Genomic DNA, 22,826 nt, shown 5'->3' with positions numbered 1-22,826 from the left:
CGAACTTTTATCATCCTTCAGGCGAAATTTAAAGCAATCTGAAGTAATTCTATAAAACATTGTACTATTTTTTCATATTAAGTTTACAAAGCCAACCTTTCCTTTATTAATAACTAGGATCCTATCAGCCATTCTAATAGTAGATAATCTATGGGCGATTATAAAGCTGGTTCTACCCTTTAAAACTTTTCTAATTGCATTTTGTATAAGTTGTTCTGTTTCAGTATCAACTGAGGATGTGGCTTCATCTAGTATAAATATTCTTGGATTAGCCAATATTGCCCTAGCAAAGGATATCAGCTGCTTTTCTCCAGTGGAAAGCCTGCCTCCTTCTTCACCAACCTCAGTATCATATCCTTTCTTCATCTTTATTATAAAATCATGGGCATTAACTAGTTTAGCAGCTCTTATTACTTCTTCATCCGTTGCATCTAATCGTCCATATAATATGTTTTCCCTTATTGTTCCACTAAAAAGATGGGGGGTTTGCAGGACATATCCTAGATTAGAGTGAAGCCATAGCAAAGATCTTTCTTGATAATTAACTCCATCTATCAATATTTCTCCTTCAGTTGGTTCATAGAAGCGACAAGCTAGATTTACTATTGTACTCTTTCCTGAACCAGTCTCTCCAACTAACGCAATTGTTTCACCTGCTTTTACATTAAGATTAAAAGAATCCAAAACCTTCTCTCCTTCTTTATAGGCAAATGACACATTTTTAAAGGTTATATCTCCCTTTATATTTCCCCAATTTTCTCTTCGTGGTCTGAAAACATCTCCATAAATCCTAATTATTTCAGAATCATCCTTAATATCTGGTTCAGTTTCAATCATAGAAATAATTCTTTCTGCTGAAGCTTGAGCCGATTGAAGCTCAGCAAATATTCTAGCAAGTTCTCTAACTGGTTCAAAAAACTGTATTGTAAAGGTGATAAATGCCACAAGTGTACCATAGCTTAAATCTCCAAATACTACACCTTCTCCTCCACGCCATAAAGCTAAAGCTGTCCCTATACTTCCCAGTGTTATCACTACAGGTAAATACATTGAAGAAAATATAGCTGCTTTAACTGATGAGCTATACATTTCACTAGTAATATGGCTAAACTCTTCTAGATTCTTGCTTTCTCTAACTAAAGTTTTTGTGGTCTTAGCACCCATTATACCTTCATTAAATCCTCCTGTTATGCGAGAATTAGTCTTTCTTACCTCTCTAAATGCATTTAAAATTTTCTTTTGAAAAAACACACTTATAATCGCTAAAAATGGAACTACTGTTAGAACTATCAATGCAAGTTTCCAATTCATATACAGCATTACACAAGATATTGCAATCATTACAGCAATTCCCCAAATAAGGTCAACAAGTCCCCATGCAATGGTATCTCCAAGTCTGCTAGTATCAGAAGTCATACGTGCCATTATCCAGCCTATATGAGTTCTATCAAAATATGAAAAAGATAGCTCCTGAAGCCTTTTAAAGCCTGCCTTTCTTATATCATAGCAGATTCCCATATCTACCCTTGCTGCTTCCTCAATAAACTTCCATACCACAACTGACTGAAAAATGACTAATAAACTATACCCCAAAATAAAACCCTTCAAACCTTCTAATTTTTTAGGAACTATAAAACTATCAATTGCATATTTGGTCAACATTGGGAATACTACATCTATGCCTGCTAATATAACCATCATGATTCCAATTGCAATCAAATTCTTTTTATATATTTTTGTAAAACATAACAATTTATTCCAAATCTTTAAATCAAACCCCTTATGATAATCCTGCTCTCTAATTTTATTCATCTATATCTATCCTTTCTAAGATTTTTCCCTATGATGCAGCCTCTTCTAATTTATCCTTGTCATAAGTTTTTATTTCTTCCTCAAGTTCCTCTTCAAGAGAATTTTGTAGTAACCAAACACGCTTATACAGTCCTTCTTCTTTAATTAGATGCTCATGCCTACCAGACTGTATTATTTTACCATCTTCTAAAACCAATATCTGATCTGCCTCAGATAATGTAGTAATACGATGAGAGATAATGAAAGTAGTAGTTCTTTCTTTTCTGGCTTTTAAAGCCCTTCTAATGGCTAAGTCTGTTTCAGTATCAACAGCACTTAATGAATCGTCAAATATTAATATTGGAGATTTTTTAATTATGGTTCTAGCAATTGCAATTCTCTGCTTTTGCCCACCTGAAAGAGTAACTCCACGTTCGCCTACATATGTTTCATAGCCATTCTCAAAATTTAATATTACATCGTGTATTGATGCAATTTTTGAAGCCTCAAATATTTCTGCGTCTTTTATCTTTTCTTTAGTAATCCCAATGTTTTCTTTTAATGTCTTAGAATACAGAAATGGTTCTTGTAGTACTATACCTACCTTCTGTCTAAGCCATTTTTTATTTATATCTCTAAGCTCTATCCCATCAAGCTTTATGTTACCTTTGTCATAATCATACAATCTTAGTAATAGATTAACTAACGACGTTTTACCACTTCCTGTTGCTCCTAGTATTGCTATTGTTTCTCCAAGTTTAACCTTGAAGGAAATATCCTTCAATATTGTTCTATCTTCATCATACTTAAAACAAACATCCTTAAACTCAATTTCTCCTTTTATTTCTGGCTTTCTTCCTTCATCTAATCCATCTTCAATCTCTACTTCCAGAATTTCGTTTATACGTTCTATTGATATTAATGATTTACCTAAATCAGTAAGTATTCTTCCAAGCTGCCTTATTGGAAAAATCAACTTCCTTTCATAACTAATAAATACAACTAGAGTTCCTAGGGTTATTATTTCCTTTGTAGCAAAATAAGCTCCAAAAGCTAATACTGCTCCTATTTGCATAAAACACAGAAGATCAGAGGATGACCAGAACCAAGCAAGTAGACGTATTAATCTATAGGTTACATCTCTATATTCCCTGTTTCTTTTATCAAATTTATCTACCTCGTATTTTTGTCTTCCAAAAGCCCTAACTACCCTGACACCACTCAAATTTTCCTGTAATACCGTCGATAATCTTGCTTCCGATTCATCTGATAGCTTAAAAGCCCTTTGAACCTTATAAAAGAATACCATGGTAAATATAAAAATTATGGGAACTAATGATATTGCTATTAAAGTCATAGTCATATTTAGTGAAACCATTATACCTATAGAAAATATCAAGATGAATAGAACACGACCAATTTCAACAAATTGAATAGCTAAAAATCTTCTGATAGTCTCAACATCTGATGTGCATCTTTGGATTAAATCTCCTGTTTCAGCCTTTATGTGATAATCAAAAGGTAAATGCTGTAGGTGATCATATAATTTTTCTCTAACATTCTTAGCAACAGATTCAGCTGCTACAGCCGACCACTTTCCTTTGAAATATATAAAAACACCATTTATTATTGTTAAAATTATTATAATTGCTCCACAAAACCAAAGGTTCCAAGCAAGCATTGTTTTTCCACCATGTGTATTAATAATGGTTAATATCCGATTAGGTAAATCCATGGGTTTATCCCCTATAATAGAATCTATCGTTATTTTTAATACAAGAGGAATTAATATCTCAAAGCATGTAGCAACTCCTATAGCTAATACTGCTCCGAAATATAACAGTCTGTTTCCCTTCATAAATTTAAGTAGAAGCTTTATCTTCTTCATTTCTTTCTCCCCCAATTCTGTCATGAAATATCCCTTTTATTGACACTTAATAAATCTTCTAAAATTTAATCACCATTGTCTACCTCCTTTAATACATAAAAAAGCCATAGGCAGTTATACCCATGGCTTTAGTTGGTGAAGTTCAAAGAATAATATTTTGTATAGATATATTATTCTTCCTAACTCTTTAAAATAAAAGCCATAGGTTAATATACAAACCTATGGCTATGCTTTATTAATTATTGTATTGTTCAAAAAAATTTAACAATCAATATTGATAGTCCTAGGTCGTATATTCATTATATAAATTTTACTGAAAACTCTATTACTATTACCTACAATAAATCTTTTAGTTTTCATTAATACGACCTCCTACCATAAAAATTTATTTGCATGTCTAGTATATTATTTATTGGCAATATTTACAACTAATTTTGTTATTTGTAATAATTTTGTAATATATGATAACAATGCATCAATTGATGCATTGTAAGTTCCAAGTTTTAGGGACATTCTCATAAGCATCCAAAAAAGCTCTAAAATTTCACTGTCAATAGTTTAAATTTCCTCTTAAATTCACTTTGTTTAAGTCTTATAATTTCATACAAAAAATGTTTTAAAATTAAAACCGCCTTACGGCGGTTTTAGATTGTTGACAAAGTCAACAAGATAGCAGGCTTTTGAGAAAGCTGAAGTTCGAGGCGTGCTGAAAAGGAGCAAGCGGAGCGTATACAGAAATACGTGAGCATTCTCCTTTGAAGCAACAACGAAGAAATTCGGGTTTGTCAACAGCCTGAAACCGCCTTACGGCGGTTTTAGATTCTACTCGATTAAAATCTCATTACCTTACTTTTATATAGGAGTTACCATCTAAAGGAATAACTACTTGTAATGGTGGGCTTTCTCCTAAAAGCCCTATGGCGTACACTGTATAAAATCTATTGGGCTTTAAGTTTATGTTTGGAACATATAAAACTCTTTTATCTGTTCCTGCACCATATATATCTAATGTATATGTTCCCGGGTCTATAAGTTTGTAATCTGCAACCTCTTTATACTCTACATCTTCAAATATATTCTTACCATCTGGTAATCTAACATCAACACTAGGAGCATTTGGTGATAGGTGTACAAATCTCAAATATACTTTATCTTGTGGTACAGACATAGGTGTATCCTCTATAGCATATAAGCTAATATCTTCTAGCTCATTAGTAGCTGCTATCGTCAATATAGTATTTGCTGGTACATTAATATTAGTATTTATAACTGGATTCCTAATTGTGCCTGCTGGGAATACCTTAACATTATATACTCCAGGTGCCAATGGGAGATATTCTGTAAAACTTCTATAGCTTAAATTTGAAACTATAGGTTTATTATTTAAGTATACATCTACAGGCGGTGCGTCGGGAGATGCATGGAAAATACGAGCATAGGTTACATCTACAGGTAAAGTATTTCTTCTAAATAAGCCACCTCTATATAATTTCATGGGATAGAAGTCAAAAAAACCGAACATTATCTCAACACCTCTCAAAACACTATTTTAGTCCTCACTACTAGAATATTCCAATATTTTAGATATGTTACAAAAAAAATAAGAGACAGAGGGGAAGGGTTTGAAATTATTTTTGCTTTTTTATTTTACATTCTAATAATATTTAGACCCATTTCAAGCATCATACCTCTAATTATCCTTCTACCGCAATAGTTGCTTCGTGCTTCTATTATTGTATCAAGCCATTTTATATCTGACATAAAAACGTGGTAGAACAAAAATTTGAATTGTAATTAAATGTTTAATGAAAATATTTATAATTATACAATTTAATTATAATATAATAAATATATACCAATTATATGTATTGCTATATACATGAATGACAATACAAGAGTGTCTTAAATAATTCATAAATATAGAAAGGAGGAATATAACATGTCACCTGCTACATTAGAGTTAACAACAGATCAAAAAAAAGAATTAAGTGAAAAACTTGGAATGATTTGTGATGAATTAATTTTATCATTTATTCCTAAAGGATCAGAAATCAAAGTTGATGATTTAGATGCACCAGTTTTATTGGCATTAGGAAAAACTTTTACTGTCAGTTGAAATATATAAATTTTTCAGACAAATAAAATGGTATAATTAGGATTCAAAAAACTCTTGTGTTTGTCATATTAAGGTTACCCCACAAAAAAAGTCATCATTAAATTTTTAGTGGGAAATAAAGAAATTTCAATAAAAATTATCAATTATTTTATGTTGATGCTTTAGCAGAAAAATTAGATATTGAATCAACAAAAGAGAGAGTTGAAAGATTAGCTCCAGATTTGATTGCTATTACTGTAAAGACTATGCAAGTCCCTAGTACTCTTAAATTAATTAGATTTATTAAAGAAAATACAGATGCTAAAATTGTTTGTGGTGGTAATCATGTAGCTGTGGAACAGAAAGTTTTTTAGACGCCAGTGCAGATTTTTGTATTGTAGGTGAAGGTGAAGTTCCGTTAAGAAAATTGATAGATGCTTTGTTCAATAAGAGAGGGAATATAGATGATATTGAGGGTTTAATTGTTAAAAATAGACAATTAAATACAAAAGTTCGACCTTTTGTTTATAAAAATATTAATGAGTTAAGTATACCTGATTGGGATTGTGTTAATTTAGAACTTTATAATGAAAATATTCATGTTGATAGAGTAAACAAAGCTTTGCCAATTATGGCCTCAAGGGGATGCCCATTTAATTGTGAATTTTGTTCTACCTATTTAACTTGGGGGCATAATGTTAGATATAGAGATGTTAATTTAGTAATTGAAGAAATAGAAACTATTATTTCAAAATATGGCATAAGAAGTTTTCATTTTTATGATGATAATTTGCTTCTAAATGAAAAATGGGTGGAATTTTTTTCTCGTGAAATTTTAAAAAGAGAGATAAAGATTAATTGGATTTGTTTGTCTAGACCTGAAATTATTATGAAACATCAGCATTTACTTCCACTTATCAGAGAAGCAGGATGTAAAGGTTTTGAGTTAGGATATGAGACTAGTGATGAAGATTTATATAACAGAATGAACAAGAAAAATTCTCAAACTTATTTCATTAAAACGTATCAACTATTAAAAGAATTTCGATTTGAAATGATTGAATTTTTATTAATGTGTTTTTATGATGGTGAGACATTACATTCTCTATTGAAGACTTATAGAGATATTAAAGCGTTAAAGAAAAAAGAGTTTTACTTTTTAACTTCAAGATATTTTGCAACACCATTTCTAGGTACAGTTTTCCACATTAAAAGTCAGAATAAAGGAATTAGAATATCAAATGATTATAGATATCATTATGCAATTTTTTTGAATTTTATGCCATATAGCTTTCTTAATAGTAAAATGTCATATTTTAAAATTGATTCAAGAAAACTCAAGACTACTTTTTTATTTTATCAACTAGATAATTTAATCAATAAAAATCAAATTTTCGATATTCAAAATAAAATTCCACCAGAAATGTTTGCACAATACTTTAATGAGTTTTCAGAAAAAGAAAGGACTATTAAAGAGTTTTCTAAATTTTTATATGAGAAGTTGAGCAAATATTATTCGTTAAATTGTATTTATGAATATATGGGAAGAATGATAGAATTTGCAATTAATCAAGGAGTATTATATCATGAAAAAAATACTTTTTATTAATACAGGAGGGATATATCCTTATCATATCAGTGGAGCAGAGGAGACAATAGATCAGTTTTTAAAATATTTAACGTTTTCACAATACGAATGCCTTTCAATAAATTGCAAGGAGAATTATTGGTTTTCTAAAAGATTATGTAATCGCATTGTAGATACTGTAGAATATGTAAAAGATATTTATTTGAAAATATTTTTTAATTCTAAGAAATTTTACAATCGTTATGCATTAGACTGCATCAAAAAAATTCAACCCGATGTTATATTTACTCAACTATCTGGATCACTTGATGTAATTAAAAAGTCTATTGCGGTGGGTATACCAGTTATTTTATTTATGCATAGTTATGATGAGAAGTTGCTTTTAAAGGAAATTAAAATTATCATGAAAGATTATATTAGAGATATTAAAGGTATTATTTGTATATCACGTTTTATTTATGATAGCTTACCAAAAACAGATCAAAAAAATCTCACATTTGTTATCCATTAATCACGAATGAAAAATATAAATTTAAAGGTATTAAAATTAAAAAAGAAAAGAATATACTTTTTGTAAATCCAATAAAGGAAAAAGGTATAGAAATAGTAATACAGCCTGTAAATTATTTTAAAAATAAAATTTTTGAAATTGTTGAAAGTTGGTATCCTATTGAAAGAAAGTATTTACAGATTTTAGAACGATATCCTAATGTAATTATTACGCCACATACTGTGGATATGAAACCAATTTATGCTAGAAGTAAAGTTTTATTGGTACCATCCATTTGTCATGAGGGGTTTGGTAGAATAATTATTGAAGCTAATATTAATCAGGTACCAGTTATAGCTAGTAATGTAGGTGGAATAAAAGAAGCTATGGGAGATGGACAAGTCATTATTGATGATTATTTAAATATCAACTGCTTTATAGATGAGTTGAACTATTTATTAAATAATTATGACTGGTATAAGCAGTTGAAAAAAGAGGCTTTAAAAAATTCAATTAGATTCCAAGAAACAAATTTAATTCAAATATTAAATCAATTTAAAGTGTAATATAATGTAGGAGGTTGAAATGCTAAATTTAATATGTTTTTCACCACATCCTGATGATGCTGAACTTTTCGTTGGTGGAATTTTATTAAAGCATAGTTCAAAATATAAGATTGGTATTATTGACTTGACTAAAGGTGAAAAATCTACAAATGGAGATGTTCAACAAAGGGAGAAAGAAGCTTTAAATTCAAGTGAAATTCTGGGAGTTCATATAAAAGAAAATTTAAATATACATGATACTTGTATTAATCATTTATCTAATGAACAACTTATAAAAGTTGTAGAAATTATTAGAAAATATAAACCTACTATAATCTTGGCACCATATTATGTTGATAAAAATCCAGATCATAGAGAGGCAGGTCTTTTAATTAAAGATGCTATCTTTAAAGCAGCTTTAGCAAATTTATATCCAAAATATCCTGTGCATCGTTGTGCAAATCTGTTTTTTATCCTGCAAGTAATCAAATAATGCCAAATTTATTGGTAGATATTTCAGATGTTTATGAACAGAAACAAAAAGCTATAGCATCCTTTTCTAGTCAGTTTGATTTAAATAACTATTTTCAATCAACAATTTTGAATCATAAGTTTTTAAAGCATATGAAGAATAGAGATAGATATTATGGCAGTTTAATAAGTACTGATTATGCAGAGGGGCTAATTTTTGAGGGTAAATTATATTGTAATAATTTATTTCAAATCATCACTTTTAATAATTGAAATTGTTTTATATATTTATACAATGGTTCTAAATATTTAGATTTAGATGGATGATTATGGGAATGATATATGCTAGTTTAACTATATTTCTAATGGGATTGGTAGTTTCTAGCGTTTTTAAAGGAGTATTTACTAAAAATCAGTTATATTACTTATTTATTGTTTTAGAATTTTTATTAATTTTCTTTATCAGCATTTCAAATATTGCTTTAGTGGTTATTTTTCAAAAAATTGTTCCTCTAGAAAAAATGGGTAGAGTCTCTGCTATATTAAATGCTTCTTGTATGATTGCAGCACCACTTGGACAATTTTTTATAGCACTTCTATATGATTATGTATCTGCTACAGTTACAACGATGTTTATGGGTGGTGTTTTTTTATTAATTGTACTGATTAATAAGAAACAAGTAATAAAAACACTGGAAGAAGATTTTGAACATTTTAAATCTTGAATCAACCTTACCCAAAAAAATAAAATTGTTGCCATGTCATTTAGAAGATATAATTAAAATTTATTAAAAAAAAATCATTTTATGAATTAGGTTATTATGAAAATATATTATATGATTTTTTAAGGAGGATTTTATGGGCTGGTTAAATAAACTTGGATGGTTTGAATATAGTAAGTTTCCTGAAGAAGATGTTGGAAGAATAATTACTGACTATGGCAAACGATTTAAAGTGGTGACTAAAGATGGAATTAAAACAGGAGTAATAGCTGGTAATCTGCTCAATAGAGCATTAGATAATTCTGATTTGCCTTGTATAGGGGACTGGGTTAAGATAAATAATGTATCTGATGATGAATGTGTTATAACTTACGTGTTAAAGAGAAAAAATAAAATTTCTCGTAAATGTCGCGGTAGAAAAGTAGAAGAGCAAATTATAGCTGCAAATATTGATTATGCTTTTATTATTATTCCTATGGATAACATAACATCAAAAATCAATGTTGATAAATTCTTATTAATATGTCGAAATGAAAATATTACACCTATATTGCTTTTAAGTAAAATTGACGTTTTAGAAGATTTACAAGTAATCAAAGATTTCAAAACATATTACAAGAATATCAAGATATTTCCTATTAGTACTACTAAGCTTATTGGTATAGAGAAATTGAAAATATATTTTAATTATAACAAAACTTCAGTTTTTATTGGCCCATCTGGAGCAGGTAAATCTACACTAATCAATTATTTGGCAGGAAAAAATATAATGAAAACCAATTCGGTTTCAGGGAAAGATTTAAGAGGTAGACATACTACTACTTTTAAAAATTTAATCATTTTAGATTCTGGTGGGTTAATCATTGATACACCAGGATTGATTAATGTGATTCCATGGTGTGAAGATAATGTATTAGAAGATGTTTATGATGATATTGAAGATTTAGTGAAGATGTGTAAATTTAGAAACTGTACTCATACCAATGAACCTGGATGTATGGTTAGAGAAGCTATTAAATCTGGAGTTATTTCTCAAGATAAGTTTAATAATTATATTAAAATCAAAAAAGAAGTTGAGTACATTAACTCCGTCCATAGATTTAAAGGGAATTCTTCTACTTGGGAGGATATTGAGAATATAAGAAAAACTCAAAAGGAAAAAATATATCGTAAACATAAATGAGACAGAAAGGGCGGCTCTTTTTGAGTCAAGAAGAACCGTCCCCTCTGTCCCTTCTGACTTAAAATACTCCCTTTTCATTTAGGAAATCTTTATACATATGGTCAACCTTTAAAATATGGTCTTCTATCCAATCCGCAATGAAAACAAGTATTTCCATCATAACTCTTTTTTGTTCCTCATCTATGACACTAATATTAATTTGACTTATTTTATCAACAAAGGCTTTATGTGTTTTTTTATGTTCTTCTAATCCATTAAATCCATATTCCTCCATTAATTTTTCTTCAGTTTCAAAGTGATATATAGTATACTTTGTCAGCTCATTTATAAGTTCAATGATTTCATCGTAATGATCTAAATCGTCCTTTGAACGAACTAAATCCGATAATTTATATCCAATTTCAAATAACTTTTTATGCTGATCATCGATTTTACTAATATTACACGAATATAATTCTTTCCACTTAAACATTGTTTCCCCCTGCCTTCTTAATTATATTATTCTTTTACTTTAGTACCCTTTTTATTATATCTCTAAACACAGCAAGAACGGTATTAACCGTTCTTGCTGTATAAAATAAATAGTAACAGTTAACTATTAACTTTCTCTAATTTTATTCCTGTCTCATGATCGTTTAAGTCCTGCTTTTCAAAGCTGTCATCTGAAACTCTTTCAATACTTACCGCCAATGTTTCTTCCATAATATAGTTTTTATGGATTTCTACAGCTTTAGATATTTCATCGTCCCCATCAAAGTAAATCTTGATATTATCCATCATCTCATAACCATTATTCTTTCTAAGCTGCTGTACTTTAGAAATAAATTCTCTAGCAAATCCTTCGTTAACTAGTTCTTCACTTAATGTAGTATCTAAAATTACAAATAAATTATTTTCCATTTCTACTGTAAAGCCTTCCTTAGCAGAAATATTTATCTTTACAAGTTCATTTGTAACTTCAAAATCTTCTCCATCTAAATCAATAGTTATAGCTTCACCTTTTTCTAGCTTAGGAACTACTGCTGAAGCATCTAGGCTTGCTAATGCTTTGCCAAAGGCTTTTATCTTCTTGCCAAGCTTCGGTCCAGCAACTTTGAAATTAGGTTTTAAGCTAAAGTCCATAAATTCTTTTAAGTCCTTAGCAAATACTACTTCTTTAACATTTAACTCTTCTTTTATAAGAGAAATTAAATCTGATATAAGCTCTTCATATTTACCATCAATAAGAACCTTTTGTATAGGCTGACGAACCTTAATTCTAACTGCTTCTCTAGAAGCCCTTCCTAGCTTTACTAAATTCCTAACAAGATCCATTTTCTCTTCTAAATGACTATCTATTAAGGCTTCATTTGTAGTCGGATAATCACTAATATGAACAGATAATTCTCCTGTTAGCTTCTTATATATCTCTTCTGATAAGTATGGAGCAAAAGGAGCTACCATTTGACTTATCCCTACTAATATTTCATAGGTTGTATTATAAACAGCTTTTTTATCCTCAGTAAGTTCAGTAGCCCAAAAACGTCTACGTGAACGTCTTATATACCAGTTTGAGAGATCTTCATTTACAAATTCTTGTATCTTTCTTACAGCCTTTGTCAAGTCAAATACATCCAAGTCTTCTGAAACACTTTTTAAAAGACTATTGAATTTTGATAGTATCCATCTGTCTATTTGCGGTCTATCCTTATATTCAACAAAGAATTCCTTAGGGTCTATTCCATCAGTATTTGCATATAATACAAAGAAATTATATACATTCTTAATTGTACTAAAGAATTTGCTTTGAACTTCCTTAAGACCTTCTTCATCAAATCTAGTTGGGGTCCAAGCAGGTGAAACGTAAAGTAGATACCATCTTAATGCATCGGCACCATATTTGTCAAATAATGCAAATGGATCTACAGTATTACCTCTGGATTTGGACATTTTTCTACCTTCTTTATCAAGAATAAGGTCATTAACCAATACTCTCTTATAAGAAGATTTTCCAGTAACAAAGGTTGAAATAGCAAGTAATGAGTAGAACCAACCCCTGGTTTGATCTATACCTTCGCATATAAAATCAGCTGGATATAATTCTTCAAAAAAGTTTTCGCTATTTTCAAATGGATAATGATGCTGTGCAAAGGGCATAGATCCACTATCAAACCAACAGTCAATAACGTCCTTAACCCTTGTCATAGTAGAACCACATTTTTCACACTTGATATGAATTTCATCTACATATGGTCTATGAAGTTCTATAGTTTCATCTATATCTTCTATTGCCCTTTCTACTAATTCTTTTCTTGAACCTATGCTAGTAGTATGTTCACACTCATCACATCTCCAAATATTTAATGGAGTCCCCCAGTACCTACTTCTTGAAATAGCCCAATCATTTAAGTTTTCAAGCCAGTTTCCAAAACGCTTTTCTCCAACATAGTCTGGATACCATTCAACACCATTATTATTTTCGATAAGCTTGTCCTTTAGCTTAGTCATTTCTATATACCAGCTTGGCTTAGCATAGTATAGAAGTGGTGTCTTACATCTCCAGCAATGTGGATAATTATGAGCAACCTTTTGTTTTTTGTAGAGTTTACCCTCGTTATAAAGCCATTTAATAATCTCAACATCGGCATCCATAACGAACATACCTTCCCAAGGCGTTGCGGTGTATTTTCCTTCTTCATTTACTGGTTGAAGTACAGGAAGACCATATTTCATACCAGTATTATAGTCATCTTCACCAAAGGCTGGAGCAGAGTGAACTATACCAGTACCATCTTCAGTAGTTACATAATCAGCAAGTGTCACAAAAAATGCTTTTTTGTCTGTCTTAACAAAAGGCATTAGTTGTTCATATTCCATATATTCTAAATCTTTGCCCTTATATTCTTCCAAAACCTCATATTCTTCCTCGACAACGGAAGAAACAAGTTCTTTTGCTAAATAATAAATCTCCCCATTATCAGCCTTTATTTTCACATAGTCTACATCTGGATTAACAGTCAAACAAACATTTGATGCTAAAGTCCATGGAGTAGTTGTCCATGCAAGGAAGTATTCATTTTCTTTATCCTTTACTTTGAATTTTACTACAACAGTGTTGCTCTTGATTTCCTGATATCCTTGAGCAACCTCATGACTTGCTAATCCTGTTCCACATCTGCTACAATATGGAAGAATCTTATGTCCCTCGTATATAAACCCTTCTTTATTAAACTTGTCTAAAATCCACCATACACTTTCAATGTAATTATTATCAAGAGTAATATATGGATTTTCAAGATCTATCGCATAAGCCATTCGCTTAGTCATTTCTTTCCATAGACCTTCATATTTAAAAACAGACTCTCTACACTTTTCATTGAACTTATCAATTCCATACGCTTCTATTTCCTGCTTATTATTAAGGTTTAGCTGCTTCTCAACCTCAATTTCAACTGGTAGTCCATGGGTATCCCATCCAGCCTTCCTCTTTACCTGATATCCCTGCATTGTTTTATATCTACAAACCGAATCCTTTAAGGTTCTAGATATCACGTGATGGATACCTGGTCTTCCATTAGCTGTTGGAGGTCCTTCATAAAACACAAAGGATTTTGCACCCTCACGGGTTTCTACACTTTTTTTAAGAATATCAATTTCATCCCAGAATTTAGATATTTCTTTTTCATTTTCACTAACTGACTTATTCAATAATTCTTCAAATTTTCTCATATTTCCACCCTTTCCATATTGGTTGCAAGTGTTATGGTCTTCCTTTTAGGTCTAATAAAAACTAGCCACTAGGTTAAATTTAAAAATAAGTTATAATCAAAAAATCCCTAAGCTAACAGACTTAGGGACGAAAATTTTTCCGCGGTACCACCCAAATTATAGGTAAATCCTATCACTTATTTATTTTAACGCTCATCAGCGAGATACCTTAATACCCTGCAAGGTTTCAGATATCTGGCTCAAAGGTGATTTTCATAAAGATATACATTGATAATCTTCCAGCCATGGATTATCTCTCTGAAAAAGTATAATCTATACTACTCTCCTTATCATAGCCATTAGCTTTATTCACTTTACTAATAATAATACCTTAAAAAATCATATTTTGTCAAAATTTTTTTTGAAGATTTATTAAAAATTTATTGAATATTGTTACCTACTTCCCAAAGTTCTATACATAATAAGCTGATATAACGGTATATATCATTCTTCATTCAGGTTTTGATATGATGGCTTATATAACCTCCTATTATGAAGAGTCCAAATTTTATCAGAAAACCCTTTTGGTTTAGTGCTTTCTAACGTCCTTTTCATATCAAACATCCTAGCATCTATTACATCTAAATAGTGTAAAATTTCAGCCTCTGGAATCATCGGTCTTTTGGGACTCCCAAACTCTGGCTCATAGTGATGGGAAAGAATCATATGCTGAAGCAAGGTAGTTATTTCCTTATCGGTATTTAGCTTCTCTGAGACCTTTTCAATCTTATTTATACCTTGAATTATATGACCTAACAATTCACCTTCACTAGTATAGGATGAAACTATCCCTAGTTCATTAGAGTCCATCTCTTCTAGTTTAGCAATATCGTGAAGTATTACCCCGCCAAATAATAAATTTTTATCTAAAAAGGTATATATTTCACATAGCTTTTCAGCTGTCCTAAGCATTGTTAAAATATGATAAAGCAATCCACCAAGAATTGCATGATGATTTGATTTTGCTGCAGGATAAAACATAAGTTTTTCTTTACTTTCTTTAAATATATAGCTTACAATATTATGGATATCTTTATTATTTATTTCCCTTATATAATCTAATATTTTTTCATACATAATTTCAGTTTTTTCTGGTGCAGAGGGTACATAATCATCTATAACCAAATTATCTTCGTCATTAGCAGGTCTTATCTTTATGATTTTCAACTGCAGCTTCCCCTGCCATTCTGATACATTTCCCCTTACTTTAACTAATTTTCCTTCTGAATATTTTTTTTCATCATCTTTATTCGAATCCCATAATTTAGCATTAATTTCTCCAGTTTTATCTACAAGATTAAAATCAATAAAGTTTTTGTTATTACTCGAAGTTTTTATATTCATGGATTTTATAATAAAAAATCCTTCTATAAAATCTCCTAGCTTAAAATCACTAATTCTTATATTCGTATTCATAAATATCCCCTCTATTTTTTCATGATATTATAACATATATATATTATATGTGATTCCTTGACTTATAAATGCTAACTTAACCTAAGATCTATGGACGCATATTTATATTATACCATTTATGAGTAAATATCGGAAAACTCTATATTAGTTTTTTCTAACATCCAATTATCTTGAAAGCAAAAAAGGTTTGAAAATTTAATAAAAATATGTTATAATCTTACAGCTATTGTATATTTTATAAACATTTGTTGAAATGCCATTTTTTTATCATTGATTTATTATTTATCACAAAATCCTTAAATGTCAGAAGTATTATTGGTTGTTTCTGTAATATTTTAAAGTTTTATTGGATTTTTTTACCAATTTATTTTTTTATTTATCTAAATTTCTTTTTTTGACATAATTTGACTTAAATATTGGGTATAATTAAATTATAATTCTATATCAAAGGATGATGCAAATGACTTCAATAAATTCTAACGAAAATTTAAATACCTTAGAAAAAAGGATAAAATTTTTAAGGGCTAAAATGCATAAGCTTATTGAAACTAAAGGAGATATAAGCGCTCCTGAAATAATTGAGATAAGTCAAATACTTGATAAGGTTCTAGTACAATATCTTAAACAAAAATCAGTTTAAAGAAATAAATAGTCTCAATTATTTTTTGTTATATAATATAAGATAAATTTCAAAGAAAATAATGAAGTCTTCTACATTTTTTCTTTGAAATTTATTAAATCTTAAAGTTGTTTATCTCTATACAAGTTTATTAAATAGCTAAACTTCCACTCTATGGTTCCAAATTATTATCTTCAGTTATCTTTTGCTTACGAATTACAATACCAAACCAAATAACTAAAATTATTCCTTTGATTACGCTGCTTAAGCTAATGCTCCACCAGACTCCATTAAGTCCTAATATTTCAGGCTTAGAAAGCATTAACGCTGCGGGTATCCTCAGTCCAGTGAATATAATACTAATCAAAGATGGTGGTAAAGTTTTCCCAAGACCGTTAAAGGCTCCAGTAGTGGTTATTTCAATACACATAAAAAATTGAGAAACTCCTAAAATTCTTAAGTAGATGACACCCTGAACAATTGCTTTATCTTCAGGAATAAATATGGTAAATATAGGCTTTGCAAAAAGAATTAGAAGTAAAGATGTACATACTCCTATAATACTCATAATACCCAGTGCTGTAAAATACCCTCTATAGACACGCTTTATTTTACCCGCACCATAATTTTGCCCAACAAAGGCACTTAAGGCTGTGGCAAATCCATGGGCTGTCATCCACGATATTGATTCAATTTGCGAACCTACCTTTTGTACTGCAATCGGTATAGGTCCCCAATTTGCAATAATTCTTGCTATAATCATAGCAAAAATTGTGAACATTCCGCTCTGTAAGGTAGCGGGGAAACCTAACTTAACAATTTTCTTTATATACATCAATTCTGGAAGATTGTAAAACTTCACCTCTGAAAGAAATAAGGTATCTTTCTTTACATACAATAGAAATATTATAGTTACAATTAATTGAGCAGTTATAGTGGCTATAGCTGCACCTCTTACCCCTAACCCAGGTAATGGTCCTATTCCAAATATAAGTAATGGATCGAGAATCATATTAGCTATTAGTCCTACCGAATTTATTAGAAAAGGTGGTTTGCTTTTACCAGCACCATTAAATACACTGGTAAAAACAGGATTAGCAAATGAAAAAACTGTACCTAATCCAATAATACTTAGATAATCAATTGCTCTATTTACAACATATGCATCCTCTATTTTAAAAAATCCAATTAGAGGTTTTCTAAATAATATAAGAAATATTCCATATAATAAAGCTATAATAAAGTCTAATTGCAAAGCACTTCGTGCAAACCCTTTAGCTCCTTTTATATCATCCTTACCGATCGATTGAGCCACTCCCACTTCTGCCCCAATTTGAGATATCCTAATAAAAGCTATAGCAAGCCATGGAAAAAAGCCAGCAGTACCAACTGCTGCAACAGCCCTGCTCCCTACACGACCAATCCAAATCATATCCGTCATGCTATAAGCCATCTGTAGGAATGATGTCCCCATTATTGGAATTGCCAGCTTTATTAGTTCATTAAAAATGTTACCGCTTATTAATGATTTTTCTTGTGTCATATTTAGTTCAATCCTTTTATGTATTTTATCACATCATAATATTTCTTGTAGAAGTATTTGTCAAGTAAAATATAAACTTATTATTTTTCTCTACAGGGCTATTAAAACTTAGGACAAAGGTGTCTGACAACGCATTTTAGTTGCAAGTTGTAAGTTATAAGTCCCATGTTCCAAATTTTAAGGTCATTCTTTTAAGTCTAAAAAAACCTTAATTCTTGATTCTAAAATTTTATTGGTAATAGTTTTAATTTTCCTTCTAGTACTCTATTTTACTCTTTTTTAGCTATTTAATTTGGGGTGAAAAATGTTTGAGTTCTTTAGCAATAAGATAAGACAGGACTAACTCCTGTCCTTTACTCAAATATGGTACATACTTCAGTCAATTATTATTTTATATTGCAGAATCTTTTTCTTTTTGTAAGTTTTTGAATGCTACGGAAAGCATTAGCTTTATACGGTTAAGCTGGTTAACTTCACTGGCTCCTGGATCATAGTCAATTGCAGCAATGTTTGCTAATGGATATGTTCTTCTAAGCTCTTTTATCATACCTTTACCTGTTATATGATTTGGTAAACATGCAAAGGGCTGTAAGCAAACTATATTATTGACACCGCTTTCTATAAGTTCTACCATTTCTCCTGTTAACAGCCAGCCTTCACCCGTTTGATTTCCTAATGATAGATGTTTCTTTGCCCCCTCTGCTACTTCATGTATATTCTTTGGTGCTTCAAATCTTTTACTTCTACTTAAAGCCTCTTTCATTTCCCTTCTATAAAATTCAATTAGTCTTATTGCTCCATTACTGAGTATCATTTTACTATAGCTTCCTGATAGGTCTTTATATTTTATCTCATGATTATAAGCACAATATAGTAAAAAATCAATTAAGTCTGGTACAACTACCTCTGCTCCTTCATCTTCTAAAAATTCAACAATATTATTATTGGCTGTAGGATGAAATTTAACTAGAATTTCTCCTACGACTCCTACCCTTGGTTTAATTAAACTATCATAAATTTCAAGGTTGTCAAAATCCTTAACAATTCCATAGATATTCTGGATAAAATTCTTCCTAGATCCATCTATTAGTGATTTCTGGCATCTTCCCACCCAATATTCATATAGTCTATCAGCTGCTCCTACTATTTTCTCATAGGGTCTCACCCTATATAACACCCTCATCAATAAATCTCCATAAACTAATCCCCTCATAAGATTATCTAACATTGTAAGGGTAAACTTAAACCCAGGATTTTTTTCTAAACCACTTGCATTCAGTGAAATAACTGGTATTTTTTCTAGTCCCGTATCCTTTAAAGCCTTTCTTAAGAAGGCAATATAATTTGTCGCACGACATCCTCCACCAGTTTGGCTAATTATTACTGAAGTATTATTAAGGTCATATTTTCCTGATTTTAAGGCCTTCATGATTTGACCTATTACTATAATAGCAGGATAACAAGCATCATTATTTACATACCTCAGCCCTTCATCAATTGCTGACTTATCAACTGATGGTAAAATCTCAATATTATAACCTGCTTTTTCAAATCCAACTTGTAAAAATTGAAAATGAATAGGTGACATTTGAGGTGCAAGGATAGTATGTTTTATTTTCATTGGTTTTGTAAATATTATCCTATTATAATTATCTGGTGATCTTTTGGATACAAGATTTTTTTTCTGTCTTTCTCTAATTGCAGCAATTAGAGATCTTATACGAATTCTAGCAGCCCCAATATTACTGATTTCATCTATCTTTAAAAGAGTATAGATTTTTCCATATCGTTCCAATATTTCTTTTATTTGATCTGTGGTTACTGCATCTAAGCCGCACCCAAAGGAATTAAGCTGAATAAGTTCCAAATTTTTTTCCTTTGCTACGAATGTAGCAGCTGCATACATTCTAGAATGATATACCCATTGATCTACAACACGAAGTGGTCTTTCTATCTCGGCTAAATGTCTGATTGAATCTTCTGATATAACTGCAAAACCATAGGATTTAATCATCTCTGGTATCCCATGATTAATTTCTGGATCAATATGGTAGGGCCTACCTACTAATACTATTCCTTTTATATTTTTTTCTGCTATGTAGTTTAAAGATTCTTCACCTTTTTTTCTAACGTCTTCTTTATATCTATCTAGTTCTTCATAAGCTTTTCTTACTGCATCAGTTATTTCTTCCTTTGAAATACCTTCTGAAGCTAGTTCTTTTAATAATCGTTTTATCAATTTCTTTGGGTTATCTATAGGCAAAAACGGATGGTAGAAAATAACTCCATTTATCTTAATGATATCCATATTTGCATTAATTGTTTGAGGATATGATGTAACTACAGGACAGTTATAATGATTTCCTGAATCTTTATCCTCTTTTCTATTGTAAGGGATACAAGGATAAAATATCTTATCTATCCCCTTATTAATTAAATCAGTAATATGTCCATGAACAAGCTTTGCAGGGTAGCAAACTGATTCTGATGGTATAGTCTCCATTCCCATCTCATATATTTTCTTTGTTGATCTTGAAGAAATTATTACTCTATATCCTAGTTGGGTAAAAAAAGTAAACCAGAAAGGATAATCTTCATACATATTTAGCACCCTTGGTAAGCCTATGGTTCCCCTAATAGCTTTTTCATTAGACAAAGGTTTATAGTTAAATACTCTTTTATACTTATATTCATAAAGATTTGGAATATTGTTTTCAACCTTTTCTATGCCCGCACCCCTCTCACATCTATTGCCAGAAATAAATCTTCGTCCATCTGAAAATTGCTTAATTGTCAGTAAGCAATTATTTCCGCACAATCCGCAACGCTTCATAGATGTTTCCATATCAAATTTTTTCAGTCCTTCAGCTTCCAAAAGAGTAGTTTTATGTCCTTCTTTATAACGCTCCTTGGAAATTAATGCAGCTCCAAATGCTCCCATTATGCCTGCTATATCAGGTCTTATAACCTCTCTGCCAATTATCTTCTCCATAGCCCTGAGAACTGCATCATTATAAAAGGTTCCACCCTGAACAACAATCTTCTCTCCTAGCTCCTCTGTACTCCTTAATCTAATAACCTTGAACAAAGCATTTTTTATAACAGAAATTGAAATACCAGCAGAAATATCTTCAATGTCTGCCCCTTCCTTTTGAGCCTGTTTGACTTTTGAATTCATAAACACAGTACATCTCGTTCCCAGGTCTATGGGATGCTTCGACTTAATACCTAATAGTGCAAATTTCTTAACCTCTATATTAAGGGATTTAGCAAATGTCTCTATAAAGGATCCACATCCCGATGAACAAGCTTCATTAAGCATAATAGAATCTATAACTCCATCCTTTATCTTCAAGCTTTTCATATCCTGTCCACCTATATCCAGAACGAACTCTACGCCTGGGAGAAAAAAGTCGGCGGCCTTATAATGAGCCACAGTTTCTATTTCACCAATATCTACTTTTAGTGCAGATTTTATCAGATGCTCTCCATATCCAGTAACTGTTGAATTAACTATTTTTATATTTCTATTTAACTTGCCATATAATTCCTTTAATGCTTTTATAGTTGATTCTAATGGACTTCCCATATTACTTCCATAATAGGAATATAACAATCCTCCGTTATTATCAATTAGCGCCAGCTTTGTTGTAGTTGAACCAGCATCTATTCCTAAAAAGGCTTCACCAGCATAAGTATTTAAATCTACTTTTTTTACTTTATTTTTTGCATGTCTATTTTTAAATTCTTCATATTCCTCGTCATTGGCAAACAAAGCATCTATATCATGGTTATCCCTATCATTTAATCTGCAAATTCCTGGTACCTTCTCGTAAATACATTCAAATAGAACAGGCTCCTCTTTTCTTGAAGATAATGCTGCTCCTATAGCAACAAAATACTGAGAGTTTTCAGGAAAAATAACATTATTCTCTTTTAGTTTAAGAGTTTCTATAAAGCGGTTTCTTAATTCAGACATAAAATATAATGGTCCGCCTAAAAATGCAACGTTTCCTTTAATAGATCTTCCCTGGGCTAATCCACTTATGCTTTGATTAACAACTGCCTGTAGAATTGATGCAGCAATATCTTCCTTAGCTGCACCCTCATTTAATAAAGGTTGAATATCCGTCTTTGCAAATACACCACATCTTGATGCTATAGGATATATGTTTTTATATTTTTTTGCTAATTCATTAAGTCCATAAGCATCAGTTTGTAAAAGTGATGCCATCTGATCTATAAAAGCACCAGTTCCACCAGCACAGGTTCCATTCATCCTTTGTTCTATTGAATCACCTAAATAAGTAATCTTAGCATCTTCTCCACCAAGCTCAATTGCAACATCAGTATTTGGAATCATATTTTCAATCGCATTTGTGCAAGACACCACTTCTTGAATAAAAGGTACATTAAGCTTCTCTGATATATTGAATCCTCCAGACCCTGTTATCATTAATGTTACTAGATTTTTTTGCAATATTTCTTTAGCACCTTCAATCATAGAAACTACGGTGTTCTTAATATCTGAAAAATGTCTTCTATATTTTTTATATAGAATATTTCCTTTTTCATCCAAGACAGCCATCTTTACAGTGGTTGAACCTACATCAAGCCCAACATTTAAAATCTTACCCATCTTTGGTCCCCCTTAGATTTGTATCACAATAATGTAATTTTGTTTCTTATGATCTAAAACTATATTATGCCTTGCACATTAGCTATGAA

Annotated in this window: 17 protein-coding genes, 1 pseudogene and 1 other annotated feature; of the genes and pseudogenes, 10 read left to right on the top strand and 8 right to left on the bottom strand. The window is 30.7% G+C overall.

The window, feature by feature from the left end; translation table 11 throughout:
- Positions 1-72: 72 nt before the first annotated feature.
- The 3 genes from BUB36_RS06870 to BUB36_RS06860 all read right to left on the bottom strand — a co-directional run bounded on the left by BUB36_RS06870 (position 73) and on the right by BUB36_RS06860 (position 5,174).
- A complete protein-coding gene (locus tag BUB36_RS06870; protein WP_073148374.1) occupies positions 73-1,812 on the bottom strand; it encodes an ABC transporter ATP-binding protein in 1,740 nt (579 codons plus the stop codon).
- A 28-nt stretch (positions 1,813-1,840) separates the two neighbouring features.
- Complete coding sequence (locus BUB36_RS06865) at positions 1,841-3,679, bottom strand: ABC transporter ATP-binding protein (protein WP_073148372.1); 1,839 nt, start codon at positions 3,677-3,679, stop codon at positions 1,841-1,843.
- Between the two features lie 841 nt (positions 3,680-4,520).
- Positions 4,521-5,174, bottom strand: a complete 654-nt coding sequence (locus BUB36_RS06860) for a DUF4397 domain-containing protein (RefSeq protein ID WP_106406485.1) — start codon at positions 5,172-5,174, stop codon at positions 4,521-4,523.
- 444 nt (positions 5,175-5,618) lie between these two features.
- Between BUB36_RS06860 and BUB36_RS19650 the strand changes: the two genes are divergently transcribed.
- The 9 genes and pseudogenes from BUB36_RS19650 (at position 5,619) to rsgA (ending at position 10,773) form a co-directional block, all read left to right on the top strand.
- A complete protein-coding gene (locus BUB36_RS19650; RefSeq protein ID WP_165613046.1) occupies positions 5,619-5,795 on the top strand; it encodes a hypothetical protein in 177 nt (58 codons plus the stop codon).
- 152 nt (positions 5,796-5,947) lie between these two features.
- A pseudogene (locus BUB36_RS20630) lies at positions 5,948-6,148 on the top strand (hypothetical protein); the annotation flags it as partial.
- 65 nt (positions 6,149-6,213) lie between these two features.
- The gene (locus tag BUB36_RS06850; RefSeq protein WP_131821216.1) at positions 6,214-7,383 is read left to right on the top strand and encodes a B12-binding domain-containing radical SAM protein; all 1,170 of its coding nucleotides are present in this window, start codon (positions 6,214-6,216) and stop codon (positions 7,381-7,383) included.
- Positions 7,361-7,873: a glycosyltransferase family protein gene (locus tag BUB36_RS06845; RefSeq protein WP_073148366.1), complete on the top strand. Its 513-nt coding sequence runs from the start codon at positions 7,361-7,363 to the stop codon at positions 7,871-7,873. Before BUB36_RS06850 ends, BUB36_RS06845 begins: the two co-directional genes overlap by 23 nt.
- On the top strand, positions 7,858-8,418 hold the full coding sequence (locus BUB36_RS19075) for a glycosyltransferase (RefSeq protein WP_084111812.1): 561 nt from the start codon (positions 7,858-7,860) through the stop codon (positions 8,416-8,418). The genes BUB36_RS06845 and BUB36_RS19075 overlap by 16 nt, the downstream gene beginning before the upstream one ends.
- A 19-nt stretch (positions 8,419-8,437) precedes the next feature.
- Positions 8,438-8,890, top strand: coding sequence for a PIG-L deacetylase family protein (locus tag BUB36_RS06835; protein ID WP_073148362.1), 453 nt, complete (start codon positions 8,438-8,440; stop codon positions 8,888-8,890).
- Complete coding sequence (locus tag BUB36_RS06830; RefSeq protein ID WP_073148360.1) at positions 8,890-9,141, top strand: hypothetical protein; 252 nt, start codon at positions 8,890-8,892, stop codon at positions 9,139-9,141. The genes BUB36_RS06835 and BUB36_RS06830 overlap by 1 nt, the downstream gene beginning before the upstream one ends.
- 56 nt (positions 9,142-9,197) lie before the next feature.
- Positions 9,198-9,593 (top strand): MFS transporter, encoded by a 396-nt coding sequence (locus BUB36_RS06825; RefSeq protein ID WP_073148358.1) that lies wholly within the window; start codon positions 9,198-9,200, stop codon positions 9,591-9,593.
- A 133-nt stretch (positions 9,594-9,726) separates the two neighbouring features.
- Positions 9,727-10,773 carry a ribosome small subunit-dependent GTPase A gene (gene rsgA / locus BUB36_RS06820; RefSeq protein WP_073148356.1) on the top strand — a complete coding sequence of 349 codons (1,047 nt, stop codon included), beginning with the start codon at positions 9,727-9,729 and terminating at the stop codon, positions 10,771-10,773.
- A gap of 58 nt (positions 10,774-10,831) precedes the next feature.
- Here rsgA and BUB36_RS06815 read toward each other — a convergent pair whose 3' ends face one another.
- From BUB36_RS06815 to BUB36_RS06805, 3 genes are all read right to left on the bottom strand, one after another.
- Complete coding sequence (locus BUB36_RS06815) at positions 10,832-11,245, bottom strand: bacteriohemerythrin (protein ID WP_073148354.1); 414 nt, start codon at positions 11,243-11,245, stop codon at positions 10,832-10,834.
- A gap of 119 nt (positions 11,246-11,364) precedes the next feature.
- Positions 11,365-14,481 carry an isoleucine--tRNA ligase gene (gene ileS, locus BUB36_RS06810; RefSeq protein ID WP_073148352.1) on the bottom strand — a complete coding sequence of 1,039 codons (3,117 nt, stop codon included), beginning with the start codon at positions 14,479-14,481 and terminating at the stop codon, positions 11,365-11,367.
- Between the two features lie 120 nt (positions 14,482-14,601).
- Positions 14,602-14,823 (bottom strand) — a binding site (T-box leader).
- Positions 14,824-14,964: 141 nt separating this feature from the next.
- The gene (locus tag BUB36_RS06805; RefSeq protein ID WP_073148350.1) at positions 14,965-15,936 is read right to left on the bottom strand and encodes a 3'-5' exoribonuclease YhaM family protein; all 972 of its coding nucleotides are present in this window, start codon (positions 15,934-15,936) and stop codon (positions 14,965-14,967) included.
- Between the two features lie 460 nt (positions 15,937-16,396).
- On the opposite strand from BUB36_RS06805, the gene BUB36_RS06800 reads away from it, so the two are divergent.
- Positions 16,397-16,576 (top strand): aspartyl-phosphate phosphatase Spo0E family protein, encoded by a 180-nt coding sequence (locus tag BUB36_RS06800; RefSeq protein ID WP_073148348.1) that lies wholly within the window; start codon positions 16,397-16,399, stop codon positions 16,574-16,576.
- Between the two features lie 151 nt (positions 16,577-16,727).
- Here BUB36_RS06800 and BUB36_RS06795 read toward each other — a convergent pair whose 3' ends face one another.
- Positions 16,728-18,098 (bottom strand): MATE family efflux transporter, encoded by a 1,371-nt coding sequence (locus BUB36_RS06795; protein WP_073148346.1) that lies wholly within the window; start codon positions 18,096-18,098, stop codon positions 16,728-16,730.
- A gap of 391 nt (positions 18,099-18,489) precedes the next feature.
- A complete protein-coding gene (locus tag BUB36_RS06790) occupies positions 18,490-22,737 on the bottom strand; it encodes a 2-hydroxyacyl-CoA dehydratase (RefSeq protein WP_073148344.1) in 4,248 nt (1,415 codons plus the stop codon).
- Positions 22,738-22,826: the final 89 nt, after the last annotated feature.

The sequence above is a fragment of the Paramaledivibacter caminithermalis DSM 15212 genome (assembly GCF_900142245.1).
Classification (GTDB): Bacteria; Bacillota; Clostridia; order Peptostreptococcales; family Caminicellaceae; genus Paramaledivibacter; species Paramaledivibacter caminithermalis.
The sequence above is the reverse complement of the archived record's forward strand: the minus strand, read 5'-3'. Positions and strand labels throughout refer to the sequence as shown.